General features: G+C 60.2%; 15 protein-coding genes and 2 pseudogenes. 8 read left to right on the top strand and 9 right to left on the bottom strand.

What is annotated here, in order from left to right; all coding sequences use genetic code 11:
- Positions 1-142 precede the first annotated feature (142 nt).
- The 3 genes from ATE48_RS08200 (at position 143) to ATE48_RS08190 (ending at position 2,684) form a co-directional block, all read left to right on the top strand.
- Complete coding sequence (locus ATE48_RS08200; RefSeq protein ID WP_228126884.1) at positions 143-1,054, top strand: tetratricopeptide repeat protein; 912 nt, start codon at positions 143-145, stop codon at positions 1,052-1,054.
- A gap of 226 nt (positions 1,055-1,280) precedes the next feature.
- Positions 1,281-1,571: a hypothetical protein gene (locus tag ATE48_RS08195; protein ID WP_066769986.1), complete on the top strand. Its 291-nt coding sequence runs from the start codon at positions 1,281-1,283 to the stop codon at positions 1,569-1,571.
- A 90-nt stretch (positions 1,572-1,661) separates the two neighbouring features.
- Complete coding sequence (locus tag ATE48_RS08190; RefSeq protein ID WP_066769984.1) at positions 1,662-2,684, top strand: IS110 family RNA-guided transposase; 1,023 nt, start codon at positions 1,662-1,664, stop codon at positions 2,682-2,684.
- 380 nt (positions 2,685-3,064) lie between these two features.
- On the opposite strand, the gene ATE48_RS08185 is transcribed toward ATE48_RS08190, so the two are convergent.
- Positions 3,065-3,478 (bottom strand): hypothetical protein, encoded by a 414-nt coding sequence (locus ATE48_RS08185; RefSeq protein ID WP_066769979.1) that lies wholly within the window; start codon positions 3,476-3,478, stop codon positions 3,065-3,067.
- Between the two features lie 164 nt (positions 3,479-3,642).
- Positions 3,643-5,070: a S41 family peptidase gene (locus ATE48_RS08180; RefSeq protein WP_156767681.1), complete on the bottom strand. Its 1,428-nt coding sequence runs from the start codon at positions 5,068-5,070 to the stop codon at positions 3,643-3,645.
- A gap of 728 nt (positions 5,071-5,798) precedes the next feature.
- On the opposite strand from ATE48_RS08180, the gene ATE48_RS08175 reads away from it, so the two are divergent.
- Positions 5,799-6,167 carry a hypothetical protein gene (locus ATE48_RS08175; RefSeq protein ID WP_066769975.1) on the top strand — a complete coding sequence of 123 codons (369 nt, stop codon included), beginning with the start codon at positions 5,799-5,801 and terminating at the stop codon, positions 6,165-6,167.
- Between the two features lie 163 nt (positions 6,168-6,330).
- On the opposite strand, the gene ATE48_RS08170 is transcribed toward ATE48_RS08175, so the two are convergent.
- Positions 6,331-7,209 (bottom strand): retropepsin-like aspartic protease, encoded by an 879-nt coding sequence (locus ATE48_RS08170; protein WP_156767680.1) that lies wholly within the window; start codon positions 7,207-7,209, stop codon positions 6,331-6,333.
- 264 nt (positions 7,210-7,473) lie between these two features.
- Here ATE48_RS08170 and ATE48_RS08165 point away from each other — a divergent pair, with 264 nt between their 5' ends.
- Positions 7,474-8,247, top strand: coding sequence for a hypothetical protein (locus tag ATE48_RS08165; protein WP_066769965.1), 774 nt, complete (start codon positions 7,474-7,476; stop codon positions 8,245-8,247).
- Positions 8,248-8,446: 199 nt separating this feature from the next.
- On the opposite strand, the gene ATE48_RS19735 is transcribed toward ATE48_RS08165, so the two are convergent.
- The gene (locus tag ATE48_RS19735; RefSeq protein WP_228126863.1) at positions 8,447-8,659 is read right to left on the bottom strand and encodes a hypothetical protein; all 213 of its coding nucleotides are present in this window, start codon (positions 8,657-8,659) and stop codon (positions 8,447-8,449) included.
- Positions 8,660-9,127: 468 nt separating this feature from the next.
- Here ATE48_RS19735 and ATE48_RS08160 point away from each other — a divergent pair, with 468 nt between their 5' ends.
- Both ATE48_RS08160 and ATE48_RS08150 read left to right on the top strand, forming a co-directional pair.
- On the top strand, positions 9,128-9,433 hold the full coding sequence (locus ATE48_RS08160) for a hypothetical protein (RefSeq protein WP_156767678.1): 306 nt from the start codon (positions 9,128-9,130) through the stop codon (positions 9,431-9,433).
- A 484-nt stretch (positions 9,434-9,917) separates the two neighbouring features.
- The gene (locus tag ATE48_RS08150) at positions 9,918-10,298 is read left to right on the top strand and encodes a hypothetical protein (RefSeq protein WP_066769959.1); all 381 of its coding nucleotides are present in this window, start codon (positions 9,918-9,920) and stop codon (positions 10,296-10,298) included.
- A gap of 230 nt (positions 10,299-10,528) precedes the next feature.
- Here the strand turns inward: ATE48_RS08150 and ATE48_RS08145 are convergent, their stop codons facing one another.
- The 5 genes and pseudogenes from ATE48_RS08145 to ATE48_RS08130 form a co-directional block, all read right to left on the bottom strand.
- Complete coding sequence (locus tag ATE48_RS08145) at positions 10,529-10,909, bottom strand: DUF6768 family protein (RefSeq protein WP_066769956.1); 381 nt, start codon at positions 10,907-10,909, stop codon at positions 10,529-10,531.
- Positions 10,902-11,453 (bottom strand): RNA polymerase sigma factor, encoded by a 552-nt coding sequence (locus tag ATE48_RS08140; RefSeq protein ID WP_066769953.1) that lies wholly within the window; start codon positions 11,451-11,453, stop codon positions 10,902-10,904. The genes ATE48_RS08145 and ATE48_RS08140 overlap by 8 nt, the downstream gene beginning before the upstream one ends.
- 161 nt (positions 11,454-11,614) lie before the next feature.
- Positions 11,615-12,481: pseudogene (locus tag ATE48_RS08135) on the bottom strand (calcium/sodium antiporter); the annotation flags it as partial.
- A 28-nt stretch (positions 12,482-12,509) separates the two neighbouring features.
- Positions 12,510-14,309: a glycosyltransferase gene (locus tag ATE48_RS19730; protein WP_156767676.1), complete on the bottom strand. Its 1,800-nt coding sequence runs from the start codon at positions 14,307-14,309 to the stop codon at positions 12,510-12,512.
- Between the two features lie 10 nt (positions 14,310-14,319).
- Positions 14,320-15,126 (bottom strand): hypothetical protein, encoded by an 807-nt coding sequence (locus ATE48_RS08130; RefSeq protein WP_066769950.1) that lies wholly within the window; start codon positions 15,124-15,126, stop codon positions 14,320-14,322.
- A gap of 857 nt (positions 15,127-15,983) precedes the next feature.
- Between ATE48_RS08130 and ATE48_RS08120 the strand changes: the two are divergent.
- Positions 15,984-16,529: pseudogene (locus tag ATE48_RS08120) on the top strand (IS30 family transposase); the annotation flags it as partial.
- Positions 16,530-16,616 lie beyond the last annotated feature (87 nt).

Genomic DNA, 16,616 nt, shown 5'->3' with positions numbered 1-16,616 from the left:
TGTCGTAGCTGGCGCTACATCCAGTCCGCGATGTGGCGGAGGCTGCTCAATCGGTCTGGCTGGCGTGATCGCAACGCGTGTGTTTTCTTGGGCTCACGGAAGATGGGCGATGCAGTTGTTGTTCGGTGGAGCGATTGTGGCGATGCTGCTGGTCAGTTCGACGCCGGCTGTGGCGCAGACGCCGGCGTTTAAGCAGCAGTGGACCTACTGCCTGAACTGGGGCGGAGCCTATTCGCGAGACCTTGCGGTTGGCGGTTGCACCGCAATCATTCAGTCGCGCCAGGAAACGCAGACCGATCTGGCGATCGCGTTAATCAATCGCGGCAACGTTTATGCTGCTCAAGGCGACAACGCCCGCGCTATCGCCGATTACGACAAGGCGATCCGGCTCAATCCGAAGGATGCGGACGCCTTCTACAATCGCGGCAACGCCCACAGCGAGCAGGGAGATAACGCCCGCGCCATCGCCGATTACGACCAGGCGATCGGGCTCAATCCGCAGGATGTGGACGCCTTCTACAATCGCGGCATCGCCCATGGCGCTCAGGGAGATAACGCCCGCGCCATCGCCGATTACGACCAGGCGATCCGGCTCAATCCGCAGAATGCGGACGCCTTCTACAATCGCGGCAATGCCTATAGCGCTCAGGGCAACTACGCCCGAGCTATCGCTGACTACGACCAGGTGATTCTGCTCAATCCACAGGATGCGGAAGCCTTCAACACTCGCTGTTGGACTCGCGCCCTGTGGGGGCGGCAACTTGATCTGGCGCTCGCGGACTGCAATTCTTCGCTGCGCATCCGGTCGAACGATCCCCATACACTCGATACCCGCGGTCTCGTGTACTTGCGCAGTGGTGCATTCCACGCCGCGCTCGCGGATTACGACGCCGCGTTGCGCAGAGACGCCAAGCTGATCAGCTCCCTATACGGTCGCGGCATCGCGCGGCTGCGTCTCGCGCAGATCGGGGAGGCTCAAGCCGACATCGCCGCCGCAAGGGCGAAGGATCCTAATGTGGCTATCATGTTCTCGCAGTTTGGTGTGAAGCCTTGAGCGGCGACAACACGCCGTCGACCATGCGGCTCTGCGACCGACTGGTTTTGAGGGCGACCTCAACGGGTCGATCGGCGACATCAGGCCGTAGCATGGAGATCTGTGTCAACGGCGGGTCTTGAGCGCGCCAGTCGTTCGAGAAAAATGACGGACGGCGCGGTGCTGGCCCAAACGCGACGTTGGTAATAACGCCGATGGCGAGTAATGAGCGGCGTCGGAGTTGCGCATGGACGATCCGGACGAAGCCGCGCGCGTGATAGCGAATGGAACGTGGCTCTACGATAGTGCCGTGCCATTTCCAGTTTCGATTGTCGCTTTTCCATTCGACTACTGGCTTGAGGTCGGTCCCGCAGACTACGAGGACGCCCCCGTTGAACCAACGCCGATTGGTCCTGACGGCCATCTCTACTACGTCAGTTTCGGTGCGCGACGTGTAGACAGTCCCGGATATGCCAGCATTGAAGAGGCAAAGGCCGAGGCCCAGCGGCGTGTGCCGAGTGTCATCGCCTGGGGCTGATAGGATTGCTGAATGTCGCCTCTCGATGCGGTGGACGGCTCTCCACCCCAGCCGGCAGCGTAAGCTTCCGGTTTGAGCCGGAGGAGAGCCATGAACCAGGTTGTTACAATCGGATTGGACATCGCGAAGTCGGTGTTTCAGCTTCACGGTGTTGATGCGGTCGGCGCGGTGCTGTTGCGCAAACGTCTGCCGAGATCTCGGATGCTAGCGTTTTTTGAGAAGCAGGCGCCTTGCCTAATCGGTATCGAAGCGTGCGGCTCGGCGCATTATTGGGGCCGAGAGTTGAGCCGGTTGGGTCACGAGGTGCGCTTGATCCCGCCGAGCTACGTGAAGCCGTACGTTAAGCGGCAAAAGAACGATGCAGCCGACGCGGAAGCGATTTGCGAAGCGGTGGCACGGCCGAGCATGCGATTTGTGCCAATAAAAGCGCCCGAACAGCAAAGCATGATGGTCGCGCATCGAACGCGATCGATTTTAACGCGCCAGCGCACTCAGTTGTCCAATGCCATTCGCGGCCACATGTCAGAGTTCGGATTGGTGGCGCCAGTCGGGCGCAACGGGCTCGAGAGCCTGATCCGCGTCATCAGTGATGCCGCTGATGAACGCGTACCTAGCGCCGCGCGCACGTCTCTTCTGATGTTGGTCACGCAGCTGCGGCTCGTGAACGAGCAGATATTGGAGTCCGATCGATGCATCATCGCGAGCGCACGCAGCACTGAAGTCGGCAGGCGGCTAATGGGCGTTCCCGGTGTAGGTCCCGTGCTTGCCAGCGCCCTGGTTGCGACCATCGCTGATCCGAAATCGTTCAGTTCGGGTCGCAATCTCGCGGCATGGATCGGGCTCGTGCCGCGTCAGAACTCTAGCGGAGGCAAAGAACGATTGAGTGGCATCACCAAGCAAGGTGATCGATACCTCCGTCAATTGCTGGTCGTGGGCGCGGTTGCTGTGATCCGTTACGCGCAGCGCAATGGCGCGCGCAGGCCCTGGCTAGTGCAATTGCTGGCGCGGCGCACCCCGAAGGTCGCCGCGGTGGCGTTAGCAAACAAGAACGCACGCGTGGTGTGGGCAATCATGACCAGCGGCGAGCGCTATCGAGAGCCGCTCGCGGTGTAGTGATCGGTCGGGTCCCAGCGCCGGACGAAAGAGATTGGGAAGGGCGGACATGAAGTAATGCGACAGCCGGTCGAACCGGAAGACAGGAAAACCCAATTTCGCCGGTGCGCTTCGAGCGCGTCCTTTCGGTCGGGACCAGTCTTCGCGGAAGGCATTATGGCCAGCGGCCCTCGTGTGCCGCATCAACAGGTCGAACACACGGCCGCACCGACCAAACATCGCAGCGCTTCAAAGAAATCCCTTGCCAACGGAGAGCCGTCCACACACGGCGAGATTGAGCCGAAGCGTCCGCAGCATTACCGGCGACACGATTGAATCGACCCAGCCCTTCGTAAGAAATGGCGAGCCGGGTATCGCTGGCCCAAACGGGACATTGCAGGTTATAGCGGTTCGGAGTTCTCGAACTGGCCCTGTGTGATCTCTCGGACTGAAGGTTTGGCTTCGCGGAGAGCCTGAGCGACATCCGGACTCGTGGCCTGCTCCGCGAAATGTTCAAGAACGGCTTGAACTTTGACACGGGCGAGTCCGCAATCTGTATTATAAACAAACGCGGCACGACCACCGCCCCGGTCATACCACTGAGCCGCGCCGAAATCCCTGTCACGGGAGTCGATGAGATCATATTGCGCGGTTTGAATATGGTCCCAAATTCGGCGCGAGAGTTCGTTGTCGCTAACATACGTCACATTGAGATAGCATTCGTCAGTTGCGGCGAGCGCTGGTTGATCCGGTCGCTGCTCGGCACAGCCCGTCAACATCAAACCAACAATGGCGATCGCCTGGAAACGTATCATTCCGCCCTCGTCGGGTCGGCATAGACTCTCAGCGATTGAATGTCAGCTTTCGGCGAACTGAGGTCGTTGCTGCGGGCGCTAAGCGATCGGCCGCAATTGGGAGAGTAGGTCACTCAGGAAAGTCGTGGCCATGATCACGGCCAAGAGCATGAAGAGGGCGGCGCTCATGGAGTGCGCGCGGATGCACGGCTCCTGTGTTCCCGGTCCAAGATCGCCTCCATGGCGGGATCGCGCCGTTCGCGGTACGCGGCAAACGTGAGCGCCGCGGCAACATCAGGCTCCAGCGTCCGCACCCGAACCGGATGTGTGGAGCCGAACCAGATGCAGGTCTCCCAATCGCGACAAGGACCATCATACTTGTGACGGCCGGTTGAATAGTACGCAGTGATGAACGCATTAGGGAGATCGAACGCGCCCCCTTCCGCAGCCCAGAAGTCCAGCCGGTCGCCGACCGGTTCGCCGACGATGGTGACTTGATCGCCGCCCGCTTGCTCAAGCGCCGCCGTAGCATGAATCGCCGCTGAGAATGTCCAGCGCGAAGTCAACACATAGATCGGCGCGCCCGCCGCGGCACTCGGCAGTGCCCGCGCGAAATCATAGGTCGTTGTAAGATCGCCGCCACCATTCATGCGCATGTCGAGCACGATGTAAGCGGGTTGATCGCCGCGGACCGCCTCGAGAGTGCTTCCGAGAAATGCCGAGATGGGTCCTTCGTCGGCGTCCGCGTTGTGCGCGAGGCCGATATAGTATCCGCCTCCTGGAAGCCCCTCCGTCCAAAACAGATTTTGTGGGCTGTGGAGATAAACAGGAAGGGTTGCATCCGCCGCCAAAAAGCTGCGGAATCCCTGCCGCGCAAACTGATCAGGAAAAAGTAAGCGTGCGGTACTGGACACCCACGCGGCGCGATCGCGTTCCTGCGCGTCGATCCGCCGTTCGAAGGGTCTTTCGTCGGCGAGTACTCCGGCATAGGTGAGCGCGCCTCTCTCACGCGCGACGCCCGCTGCCTGGAGCATCGCCGGAGATTCCAATAGTGGGATGAGCATCATTCGTCGGAACGCTTCCGTGCCGCCGCGATATCGGCGTAGAGCGTTAAAAACGTCGTCCACTGAGCGTCCGTCTATGGTGTCGATCCGGGCGCCCAGAAGATCCGCGTTCTGTTCGTCGGCGTAGAGAACATGAAGGCCGTCGGCAAAGAGGTAGGTTCGCACCGGCAGTCGTGGCGTGTTTTTCAAGAAAGCATTCGCATGTAGGGCTGTGTGCCCATTGTCCGCGAGCGCGACAATTTCAGCGACCCGAAGTACGAATTGTTCATGATTGATGGAGCCTGCGTCGGCGCGCAGTCGCTCGATCAAACGCCGCGCCTCCGCGCGGGCGGCGTGTGAGTAGGAACGATCGAAGTCAGGAAAACGTGCGAAGTAGCCGGCATCGGCAGCCTGACCGGCGCTTGGCTCCTGAAGTTCTTGGGGGCGCGGTTCGGGCGGGCCGTACTGAAACAGACGCTCAAACTCGCGGTCGAAAGCTGGCTCACTCGGACTAAGTGGCGGCGACGTGCTTGCACAACCAGCGAGCAGAAGAACGATGATCCAGCGCAAGACTAGCCTCCCGTGATCGACCGAAGGCTGCAGCGATTGTGTTTCTGCAATATTGCAGCGAAGCACATGAGCATGGGATGACGTTGTCTCAAGCGCCCGGTGAGGATGGGGCGTGGCTTGCCAGGGAACGTCCATTCTCGGCGAGAGCACGCCGAATTGACGGGCAGGGCGCGAGCGGCTTGTTTGGAGCGCGTCAGCCGTTCTGAAATATTCGCTGTTGGCGCGGGTCTGGCCCGGAAACAGGCATTCTGAAATTGGGCTATAGTTCTGGATGGCAGGAGGCCTACTAAGGTACGTGTTGCGCTCACCAATTGAGACCGCCGAGAGAGTAGGCCGGTCGCGGCCGCGACGCCGCTGGCCAATTGCGGACGGATTGGCGAGCGGCGGCGATGCTACTAAACTTCGACCTTGGTGAGAGTTGAAGACCAGAAATTCCACGATTGGCGNTCGGCGAGAGCACGCCGAATTGACGGGCAGGGCGCGAGCGGCTTGTTTGGAGCGCGTCAGCCGTTCTGAAATATTCGCTGTTGGCGCGGGTCTGGCCCGGAAACAGGCATTCTGAAATTGGGCTATAGTTCTGGATGGCAGGAGGCCTACTAAGGTACGTGTTGCGCTCACCAATTGAGACCGCCGAGAGAGTAGGCCGGTCGCGGCCGCGACGCCGCTGGCCAATTGCGGACGGATTGGCGAGCGGCGGCGATGCTACTAAACTTCGACCTTGGTGAGAGTTGAAGACCAGAAATTCCACGATTGGCGCGTTGGCATTGCTTGTGGCGCTCGGCGTAACCGTCGATGCGCACGCGGACGTCATCCCGCTCTCCGGTCTGGTGTGGGAGTTTGGTCCAGGGCAACTCGTAAATCGCGCGTTCGACGTTGGAACGTTCAATCCGGTGAGCTGGGCGGCCACGCTGATTTTCGCCGCAACCATTTCCACGCTCATTGAGGGAGCCACCCTGCAGCGGTTCTTCGCAGTGAAATTCGACACACGGCGTTGGCTAATTTGGCTGGCGGCGAACTTTGTTAGCACTGCGGTGGCCGTTGCGAGTGTCTTTCTAAGCTCCGAATTCGACGCGAACTACCGCCCGTGGCTATTTTGACGAATGGCTGCTTCCGGCGAGAACGCGCCATTGCTGCGAGGGCTAAGCCACTGTCCGCAATGGAGCGAGTAGGCCGCCCACCAAAACCTCGGCGACGGCGCCTGCTGGCCATATTCAACGCCAGTTGGAATTTGCGGCGCCGCGCGTCTTAGAAGACCAACCCTTAGGTGCGCATCGCCAGCTGAGCGCTGGAGTAGTCCAGCACCAACGCTTCGGCGCGGCGAAGGACGTCCATGCCCAGGATCAACGCTGGGGTTTCGCTGAGTTGCATGGCAGCGAACACAGAGAGGTCGGCGAAGTTCAGAGTGAGCGCACCGAAATCATGGCCCGCGAATACAACCGGCGTCACTTCGGCGGCGACAGCCGGGGTGCTGTGGGCCGTGGCACCGCCAATGGGTTCGGCTTCGTGAAAGCGTGGGTCGTTTTCGCTGAAGCCTAAAGCAGTACGCAGAAGGGCGTTAGCGACGGTGGCGCGAGCGCCGGTGTCAACAACCGCGGTGGCGTCGGCGCCAGCGATCCGGATTGGCGCGAGCGCAAAAATGCGGTGTCGGAAGTCAACGTTGATGGCGTCGGCGAGCGCGGAGCGGTTTGCGCCGGTGTCGATGTTGAGACGGTCGGAGGCGAACGCGAATTCAAGACGCGTGTCGGCAAAGAAACTGGCGCCCAGCACGCCGGCATGAGCGGCGGCGGACACGGAGTCCGGCGGTGTTTGCACCGCCATCAGATTTTCTCGGCGAAGGCTGGCGATCTCCACCACGTCAAGCGAATAGAGATTGGTGTTGACGGCGCCGCTTGCGCCTTGGACGCGTGCCGTGCCTGTGGAGGTGATGGCGAGCCGCTCAATTGTTGCGGCGTTCAGCACGGTGCCTCCGGCGGCGGTATCGATCACCAGCGGAAAGGGACCAGCGCCATTGATCATGACGTCTGCGAGTGGGCGACCTCGATCATCAAATGTCAGTGCTGTTGAAAGCGTCGCGGCGTGGCCGCGTGCGGTGAGCAGCGGCGACACGGCAAGCGCGGTGAGCAAAGTTCTGCGGCGCATGTGAAAATCCTCCCAATGGCGCGGCACGCTGGCTGGCGCGTGTTTCAGGCTTGTTTCAGATGCGATGAACTGCGCTCGGGGTGCGATGAACGATTGCTTCTTGAGACGGACAGGCGTTGGCAGCTTTGGATCGACTAGGTCAGTCGCGAAAATCCGGGCGATGACCTATCTTGGCCCAAACCAGACGTCCTTCAGATTGGCTGCCTTCACATTGACACGAAGCAGATCCCGCAGCCCTATGTCGTCGTCGGAACAGGCTAGGTCATGACTGAATCACGCGCGCTTTGGATTTCGCTTATCGGCGCCGTCGTGATCGCGGGTGCGCTTTCCTCCTGCGCGACAGGCGCTCCCTCCCGGACAGCTGTGGCGCAATGTTATTGGCTCTCAAATGAAGGTGCTGGTTGGCTCGAGCGACCGGATATCACGAACGCTGGACGTTGCTTTGAGATGGATAGCTGCTCAGGCGGCGCGGGGCTTTCGGGCGGCGGCTGTTACAAATGGGCTATGAGCGCTGAAGCGCCAGCCCTGGCGTGGGGCGCGAGGCCCGGTGTTCCGTGGTCTACAAGCGATATCCCGCCCCCTCAGGATATCTATGAGGGTAGCTACGAGATGACGAGCGACTGTCCCGAACAGGGTTGCGCCTATGGGCCTGCGCGTTTCGCGACAAACACGCCACTCTACGAGCGGCAGGATACGCGCGCACCGATCGTGGCGACTATTCCAGTGGGTGAGTGCGCGCTCAAAACCGGACGCGACGCCTTGCTCTCGGCGCCGCGGCGCGGCGTGGTGCTTGAAACGTCTGGCCGGTTCGCCGCCGGCGACATCATCTACCTCACCAATTATGACGGCGAAGGCTATTCGACCATCTGGCGCCGGGGAGAATATATTTCCGAGTTTCAAGATGACGTAGCCGTACGCTGGGATAATGCGCCAAGAGATCCGAGAGAGGGTTATTGGGTGGAAGTCACGCGCGCCAACGGTCAGGTTGGTTGGGCCTTAGATCCAGAAATCATCGAACGCGACTGCGCATTCGGGTAGCGATGAGTCTGGCGCGGCGCGACCGGCTGTGTCGTTAGGTGCCCTCAAGCACTCGCCGCGAGGCAGATTGGGCAGGAATCGGCGACACAGCGCCATAGCGGGCTGACCGTAATGAATGTCACGATTTGAGCGACCAAGCCTGTTGTGATTTTGTACGCGATGGCGTGGTCTGGCCCATGGCGGTCAATAGCTTCTGCGATCAGGGCGTGCGGTGATGGGAAAGCGCGCATGTCAAGTTGAGCGCGATGCGCATGAACGGAATGCGAAGCGCCTCGTGGGCGCTGTTGCCGTTTCGAGGTGACAGCGAAGCTTCAATGGCGCGCCAGCCGGTGTGGTCGCCCACAACGGCCATTCGCCACGCCTCTTTGCGGACACGCTCACGACGCGCACGTTCTCGTAGTGGCAATCTCATCGATACTCTTTCGCTCTTACACATACCGCCGCAAGCGCCATCGCCGGCACGGCGTTCTAATCCAAATTCGATGTGGCAAGCCCCTTTGCCGCTCGGGCGTGCCCACGGCGCCGACACGCATGCCGCGCCCAAAGCGGAGGAACGAAAGGGTCAAGCGAACCGTTGGTTGTGACCGCCTTCTACGAATGCGTACTGCATCAGAAATGGATCGCATGAAACATAAACACACCTGGGTGGCGACGTTCGACGGCGCCTCGTCGCGTACCTTCAAGTTTGACGGCTCGCCTCGGCGCCATGTTCGATATTGAGTTGCGAGCGGCCACTTTCGGCGAACTTGAGTCGTTCACACGGGCAGGGCGCCGCCGGCAGCTTTGGATCGACTAGGTCAGTCGCGGAATTTCGTACAACGGCCTACGATGGCCCTTTGCGGACATTGGTAGTTGATGCTGCCGCTGGTAGATGGGCGCCGTGTACAAGGAAAGACCTGTCATCGCCTTCGTCCAGCTTCAGGCATACGCGTTCGGCTGTGCCTTCGTTGGCACCGCTTTGACCGTGCTGACCTGGGCGTGGAGCGACGATCAGTGGGATTGCATCAGCCAGCTTTGGTACTGGGTAAAGGCGGCGGCAATCGGCGGCTTCGGGTTCTGGGCCATCGCCGCAATCATCTTCGGGCAGTTCGCTTGGCGTCTCAGGAGTTGGTTCTTTGCGTCGGCACTCCTACCAGGGCTTATTGGCTTTCCGCTTTTGTGGTGGTGGAATGCCGCGAGCGGCTGAGCGACTTTGCCGGTCGTGATTTTGTGCGCGAAGCCGGTCGCGGGCCCAGTTCGGACATGCGCTACGCCGCACGCTATGGTGGCGAATGTTCTAGCCTGTACGAGAACCGAGCATGGGACCGAGCAAGACTTATATGGGCGCCTTCCTGACACTCGGGTCAGTCGTGTTCGCGTTCTTTGCCATTGTTGGGCTTGGAGTAGGCGATTGCGCTACGCCGGAATGTGCACTGAACGATAGACATCGCCCCTTGTGGGCACTCGCGATCATCGTCGGAACACTCGTCGTGAATGTCGCAATGTGGTTTCTGCTGAGCAGAGGCGGCAAGACCGACAAATAGCGAATGTCGCCTCTCGGCGGCAACACGCCGTTGCTGCACGCGCTAAGCCACTGACCGCAATCGGGAGAGTAGGCCGGGCGCAGAATCTCGCTCTACGACGTACGCTGGCCCGGAGCGGACATTGGCTGGTTGTGATAATAGCCGCGTATGACCGTCCGGGAACGTGCCTTGGATATGCTCTACCTACTCTCGCTTTCACGCGAGGAGCAGGCGGAGTTCTTTCCATCATGGGTGCCGTTCCCGAGCGAAATCGCCGTCGATAATGAGTTCATTGCAAAGGACCTGCTCAGTGCAGCCAGCGACGGTCTCGATGAGGGCCGCACGAACCTCGCGGACTTCGCGGAACTAATCGCCATTGACGCCATGTTCGCGTTGGCGCCGCCTGAAGCAGACTTGTGGGCGAACGCGCCAAAGGATTGGCTTTGGTTGGATGAGGCGATCCGCGCAGTGGCGAAGCGCGCCGTCGAGCGTCTCAACATCGGCCCCCGGCGCATAAACGAGAATACGACATGGGTGCCGGGAGGCTGAAGACGAACGACCGCTCCCGGCGATCTCGAGCCGAAGCGCCCGCAGCATTACCGACGACGGGATTGGATCGGCTCGGCCATTCGTAAGAAGATGGCGACCTGGGCATCGCTGGCCCTTTCCCGCCATCACGCTGCGTTCACGAACCGTCTGTTTATGAGGCGAAACCGGACATCGTTACCCGCCGTCCGGTCCCTAGCCTTGCGATTGTCGGCACAATGTCGCCCGCCCATTTATGATTGAGCTTTGTCGTGCGCCGCCAGTCGAGCCACCTGGAGTTCGAGACGTTTCACTTCGCGAAGCGTGACGTTCTTATTGATCTCCATCCAGAAATACATCTTGAGCATCGCAACGGCCAACATCGCAAGAACAACGCCTGCGCTCCAAAGTATCGTATCTCGCACTTCCGTCTCGGTGAAAGCGTTCCAGGCACAAAAGACGGCGGCACCAAACATTGCGAACGTCACCAGCGCGGCAAACACGTTCATGACGCCCCACTTGCCGCTGAATGTGCCGAGCGCTTCATGCAGCGGCGACTGATCTTCGAATTTCGCGAGAAACGCTGCATCCTCCGCCGACAAAGCCTGACGGATCGCAGAATCGAGCTTATTCATTATCGTCTCCTTCCATAAACGTGCGCAGCGCTTGGCGTGCGGCTGACAGTCGTGATTTCACTGTGCCAATCGGGACACCGGTAATTGCCGAGATTTCGGCGACACTCATGTCTTCGCCGTAGAGAAGAGCCACCGCGATGCGCTGCTCCGGCGGCAAACGCTTGAGCGCCGCCGCGAGATCGAGCCGAGCATCGAAATCAGGGGCGACTGTGGCTTCAGGTGCGGCGATGCGTTCCAGTTCGTTAGCGAGTGCTTGGCCTCGATACTTCGTGCGCAGCGTATCCGCGCATTTGCGAGCCGTGATCGCATAAATCCACGCCGGAAAACGCGCCGGATCATCAAGCCGTGCTATTCCGCGTAGGGCTGCGGTCCAAGCCTCCTGCACCGCATCCTTGGCCGCCTCAGTGGTGCCGGTGCTTCGAGCTGCGAAGGTGAGGAGCTTAGGTGTCCAGCGTGCGGCCAAACGGCCAAACGCTTCAATCTGTCCGGCCTGCGCGAGCAAGACGAGATATTCGTCAAGGGCATTCTCTAGGCCTCGTTTCACCGCCGTCGCTCCCGCTCCAACCCATAGTCGCACGACGATGGCATTCGGTTCGTTGGGCCAGGAAAAATCTTAGAACCTAATAGCAGGCGGGAAGCGAAAATCTGACCCTTCGGCGGGCGGCCGTTTGGGAAGGTCGGTTCCACCGGCAGCAGAAATGCCGGCTAGCCCAGGACGCCTAGCAAATGCGCGACGTAAGCTGCGTAGAGCGCGACCAAGCATGCACCTTCGAGGCGGGTCACTCGTCGTCCAATTGTGGCGAAGAGCAAGAGCAAGACAGCGCTGAGGCACATCACACCCCAGTCGATCAGCGATACTTCGGCGGGCACGGCGATCGGCTTCACAAGCGCCGTCACCCCGAGAATGCCGAAAATGTTGTAGATGTTGGATCCTACGATGTTGCCAAAGGCGACATCGTTCTTGCCTTTGAGAGCAGCGGCGAGCGTGGCCACCAGTTCTGGTAGGGATGTACCGATCGCGACGATGGTAAGACCGATAGTCGTCTCCGACATCCCGGCGACCCGTGCCAAAGTGACGGCGCCATCGACCAAAAGGTCGGCGCCGAAAATCAGAAGTCCAAGGCCACCCGGCGCAAACAACGCGGAAATCCAAAGCGCATCTGGGACAGGATCGTGAGTGTGAGCTTCGCCTTTGTGTACATTTGCCGCTGGCCCACCGCGGCGTTCGAGCACCCAGACCACGATAATGTAGATCACGAGTAGCGCGATAAGTGCGCCGCCGAGTGGACGGTTCAGTTCACCAAACACGAGCGCCATCGCAACCAGCGTTGCCGATGCAACGATCATCACAAGTCCGTCGCGCGTGATGGCCGCCGGGTTGACCGGAATGGACCTGATCAGTGCGACCGTACCGAACACGAGCAGTACATTGCTGATGTTCGAGCCAATGACGTTGCCGAGCGCGATGCCGGGGGCACCTGAGACGGCTGCGTTCACGCTGGTGAGCAATTCAGGTGCGGACGTGCCAAACCCGATCAGCGTCAGGCCAATGAGAAGTTCGGAGAGGCCAAGTCGTCGAGCGAGGGATCAGGCTTGGACGTCAGAAGTGGAACCCGAACCCGAAGAGGACGGGCTGCAGTCCCATCACGCCGGCGCTTCCCATGGCGACGCCAGTGGCGATCAGCGTGAAGGGCGCCCAAACCCAGACGCGAGCCGCGCCGCGCCGCCAGCCGCCTTCGTGCATCAGCGGCAGGAGCATGAATCCTATAGCCACGCCGGCAAAGCCGACCTGGAAGGTCATCAACGCCGCCGCCAAGAAGCCTGCGCCAGCGCCAAATTCGATTGCTTGCACCACCCCGGAGTCAGGATGCGTGCGGCAAAGGAATTCCCACACGCCTCCGCGCTGACCGCGCCGATCCACGGCGGCGGCGTTGGCGCCTGTAACCAGGAACTGAGCTTGCCGCGAGAGCGCGTACCCCGCGACTGCAATAAACGACAGCGGGCTGAGCGCCGCGTAAATCGCCGTCGAGTAGGCCAAGAACCGAACCAGCTTAAGCGGCTGCGAAGCGAGACTCAGGATGAAGCAGAGCACCGGCGCGATAATCGTCATCATGGTGATGGCGAAAAAGTCCAGACCGGCCATGCGCTCGGCACCAGTTCGTAGCGCTATTGTGGGGATCACAAACTCCTGACCGAACACAACAATTGTTAGATCTCGCATTACCCCAAGCGCCATCGGCAGGATCAGCGCGGCGTTGATCATGAACAGGAAGAAAAAGAACGTGAGCGGCAAATTGAGCGTTGGAAACAGGATGTCGAGTTTCTCGGTCGTTGTGATGTTCTTGGCGCGCACGAGACGCGCCATCCACTGATGCAAGAACTCGCAGGTGCCGCGCGTCCATTTCACATGGCGAATTCGAAACGCGCGGACGGTGGCCGGAAATTCTTCTTGGCAGACCACGTCTTCGACGAACCTTCCATAATACCCTCGCTCGCGCAGTGCGATGGCGTAGCCCAGGTCCTCGCTCACAATCTCCGGAAATCCACCAACCTCCTGCCAGCATGTTCGGCGCAAGACTGCGCCGTGCCCGAGAAACATCACGAAACCGTAGCGATTGCGCAGTGGCTGGTACCACTTCCAGTGGATGTCGATCCCCACGCCGAGATCGCGCGCGAATGGGCTTTCGTCGTCTGGCCGGCTGCGGTGATTGGCCTGGACGAAGCCGCACGCGTCATTTGACAAGAGCCAGGGCGTCATATCCGCAAGGAAATTCTTGGGCAGCACCTCGTCCGCATCCACGACCGCGAACAATGGTTCGTGCGCCACCTTTTCCAGCGCGTGATTGAGATTGCCTGCCTTAAACCCTTGCCGGTTTGGGCGGCGCACGACCGTGACGCGATCGGGGAAACGCATCGCAAAGGCATCCACGCGCGCGCGTGCAGCTAAGGTAGAGCTATCATCGAGAAGATAGACGTGGAAATTCGGGTAATCCTGCGCAACGCAGGACTCCGCGCTTCGCTCCACGAAGTCGTCGCAAGTTGTGTAGAGGATCGCCACTGCGGGCGTCTCCGTGACAACTGGGGCGGGTTCGCGGCGCTTGGAGCGATCAATCAGGGCGAACGCAACCACTGCAATGTTGTAGAAGCCATAGAGCCACGCGATCTGCGCGAAGACCGCGAAGAAGGCGATGGACGCAAAGCCCCAGCCGCTATCGGCCAAGCTCACCAAGGACAGGAGACGTGGCCCGAAATAGGCTACGGCCAAGATCCACGCGCCAAAGACCGCGGGAAACAACCAAGGCTGCTTACGCGGCGCCACATGGCGTCGCTCAGCAACGTCTAGCGGTGCGTCGATCGCTTCCGGCGCGACGGCGCTGTCTGAGTACAAAGATTGCGACATTCGCAGGCGACTAGCTGCGCGGCAGACGGAACGAGACCCCGACGAGCGCGGTGGTGTAATTCGTCAACGGCGCGTCTTCGTAACGCACCTGGAAGTGCACCGAGTGGTGTTCGAAGACGTTGAAGCTTACCCGCGCATGCGCATTGAACACGTTGCCTGACGCGCCCGGAATATCGCTGTCGATGTCGCCGTAACCGGCCCCAACGCCGACCTGCCACGCTTCGGATGGTGGGGTGTATTCGGCGTAGATCGCCGCGCGCCATTCATTGTCTTCGGCTGCACCGCTTTGCGAGACATAGAGCGCTGGCTCGAGGCGCCAGTTTTCTCCGGCCGCGAAATTATAAGCGCCCCAGACCACCGTATCCGCGTAGTCGTCGATCGGGTCCTCGGTTGGGCTAACTTGCGCGCCTAGCTTAATCGCGTTGCCTTCGTTGAAAATCACCCCTTCGACTTTGTAGATGTCCTGCTCGGCGTCGCCCGGCAAATCACGCTGGCCGATCTCGCCGGTGAGCAGAAAGCGCCCATCGAAGTCGTGCATGTAGGAGAGGAAGTAGGCTTCCGCGTCGACGCCAGCGCGCGCCAGCGTTGGGTTATCGAGGCTAAGGCTGTTGTCGTAGCGCATGCCGATGCGATCGTGCTCTGTGGCCCACCATGCAGCCTCAACAGAGCGAAGGCCGAACGAACCGGAATCGTCGGCTTCGTTGCCCGCCCAGATATGAAGCTCGGCCTGGGGCGCCCCATCCGCGCCCGCGGATGCTGCACCCATCATCCAAAACGCCGCCAAGGCGACTGCGAACCGTTTCCACTTAACCTGCATGTCCCCAAGTCCCCGCTGCTTGCACCTCCACCCATCCGCCGTTGAGATGTGTGTCAGATAGACTACGAGTGATCCCGAGAATTATTCCAAACCGAGTTGTTCAATCCGTGGTTCGTCCGCGCTGGTCACACTGTTTTTGCTAATACATGCGACGAAATTCGCGCGACGGACGATTGGTCACTCCGGCACCTGCCCATCGATCTCGCGCCGGTGATTGGGTGATTAAGCGAATGGTGTCGTCTGAGCGACGGACTGCCCGGACCCTGCGTAGCGGCGATGCGTCAGATTTACGGAGAGATGCTCGCCGGTCTGCCGGACTTGAATTGCCAGGTGGTCGATCGCTTGGTTGACGGGAGTTATGTGATGGACCATGAGCTTTGCGCCGTCAGCCCGTCGCCACGCCTCCAATTCGGAGCTAAACGTCCGGAATCAGTTCGCAAACGCGGCGTGCATTGCATCAGGGCCTAACGGCAGTTGTCGGCGATTGTGAGAGCAGGGCTCGAACGGGTCGATCGGAGCGCTCCAGCCATTCAGTTGCGACTGACCCGCTTCAAGCGTGGCCTATCAGATCAGTGCGCCGCGCCATGTTGGCGCTCCAACTCCGCTTCGAAGATTGAAAGCGCTTAGAGCATTTGCATCGACAAATGCGTTCAGGTCGCCTGCGTGCAGGCGTTCGCGTTTGGCATCCAAGTCGAAGAAATTCTCGTGATTGCCCAAGAAGACGTCAGCGCGCATCTCCCGTACTCGGGCAAACGTTGATCGGAACGCCGCGACCATTCCCGGGTAGGACTCTGGCGCGAGCGATTACCCTGCGACCGTCGCGCTGCAATGGAAGCAGGCCTTATGACTTGAGCCACTCCCGGCACGCGACATTAAAGGGTCGTCTGGCCAACTCGATTTCAATTCGCGAAAGGCCAGCCTCGGCTGATGACCGCGCCGTGCCTGGTCATTGGGAAGGTGATCTGTTGCTCGGCTCCAACAGCAGCCAGATCATCACGCTGGTCGAGCGCCATTCGCGCTATGTCATGCTGGCAAAGATCCCGAACCGAGAAACCCAGACCGTCGTCAACGCCCTGATCAAGCAAGCCCGCAAGCTTCCCGACGAACTCTACAAATCGCTGACCTGGGACAACGGCAAAGAGTTGGCTAACCACAAACGCTTCACCATGGAAACAGACGTCGACATCTATTTCTGCGATCCTCATAGCCCTTGGCAGCGCGGCTCAAACGAAAACACCAATGGACTGCTGCGCCAATATTTTCCGAAAGGAACGGACTTGGCGCCGCACTCACAAGCACAGCTCAATCGCATCGCCCGCGAACTCAACGAGCGGCCAAGAAAAACTCTGGACTTTCACACCCCGGCAGAGCGATTTAGCGAGTGTGTTGCATCGACCCGTTGAGGTCGCCGAGCGAGTAGGCCAGTCGCAGAATTTCGCGCTACGACGCCCGCTGGCCCAATTGAGACATTTGCCTGTCCGACTAATAAA

The sequence above is a fragment of the Candidatus Viadribacter manganicus genome (genome assembly GCF_001679665.1).
Classification (GTDB): domain Bacteria; phylum Pseudomonadota; class Alphaproteobacteria; order Caulobacterales; family Aquidulcibacteraceae; genus Vitreimonas; species Vitreimonas manganica.
Note: the sequence above shows the minus strand (reverse complement) of the source record. Positions and strands in the feature narration are given on the sequence as shown.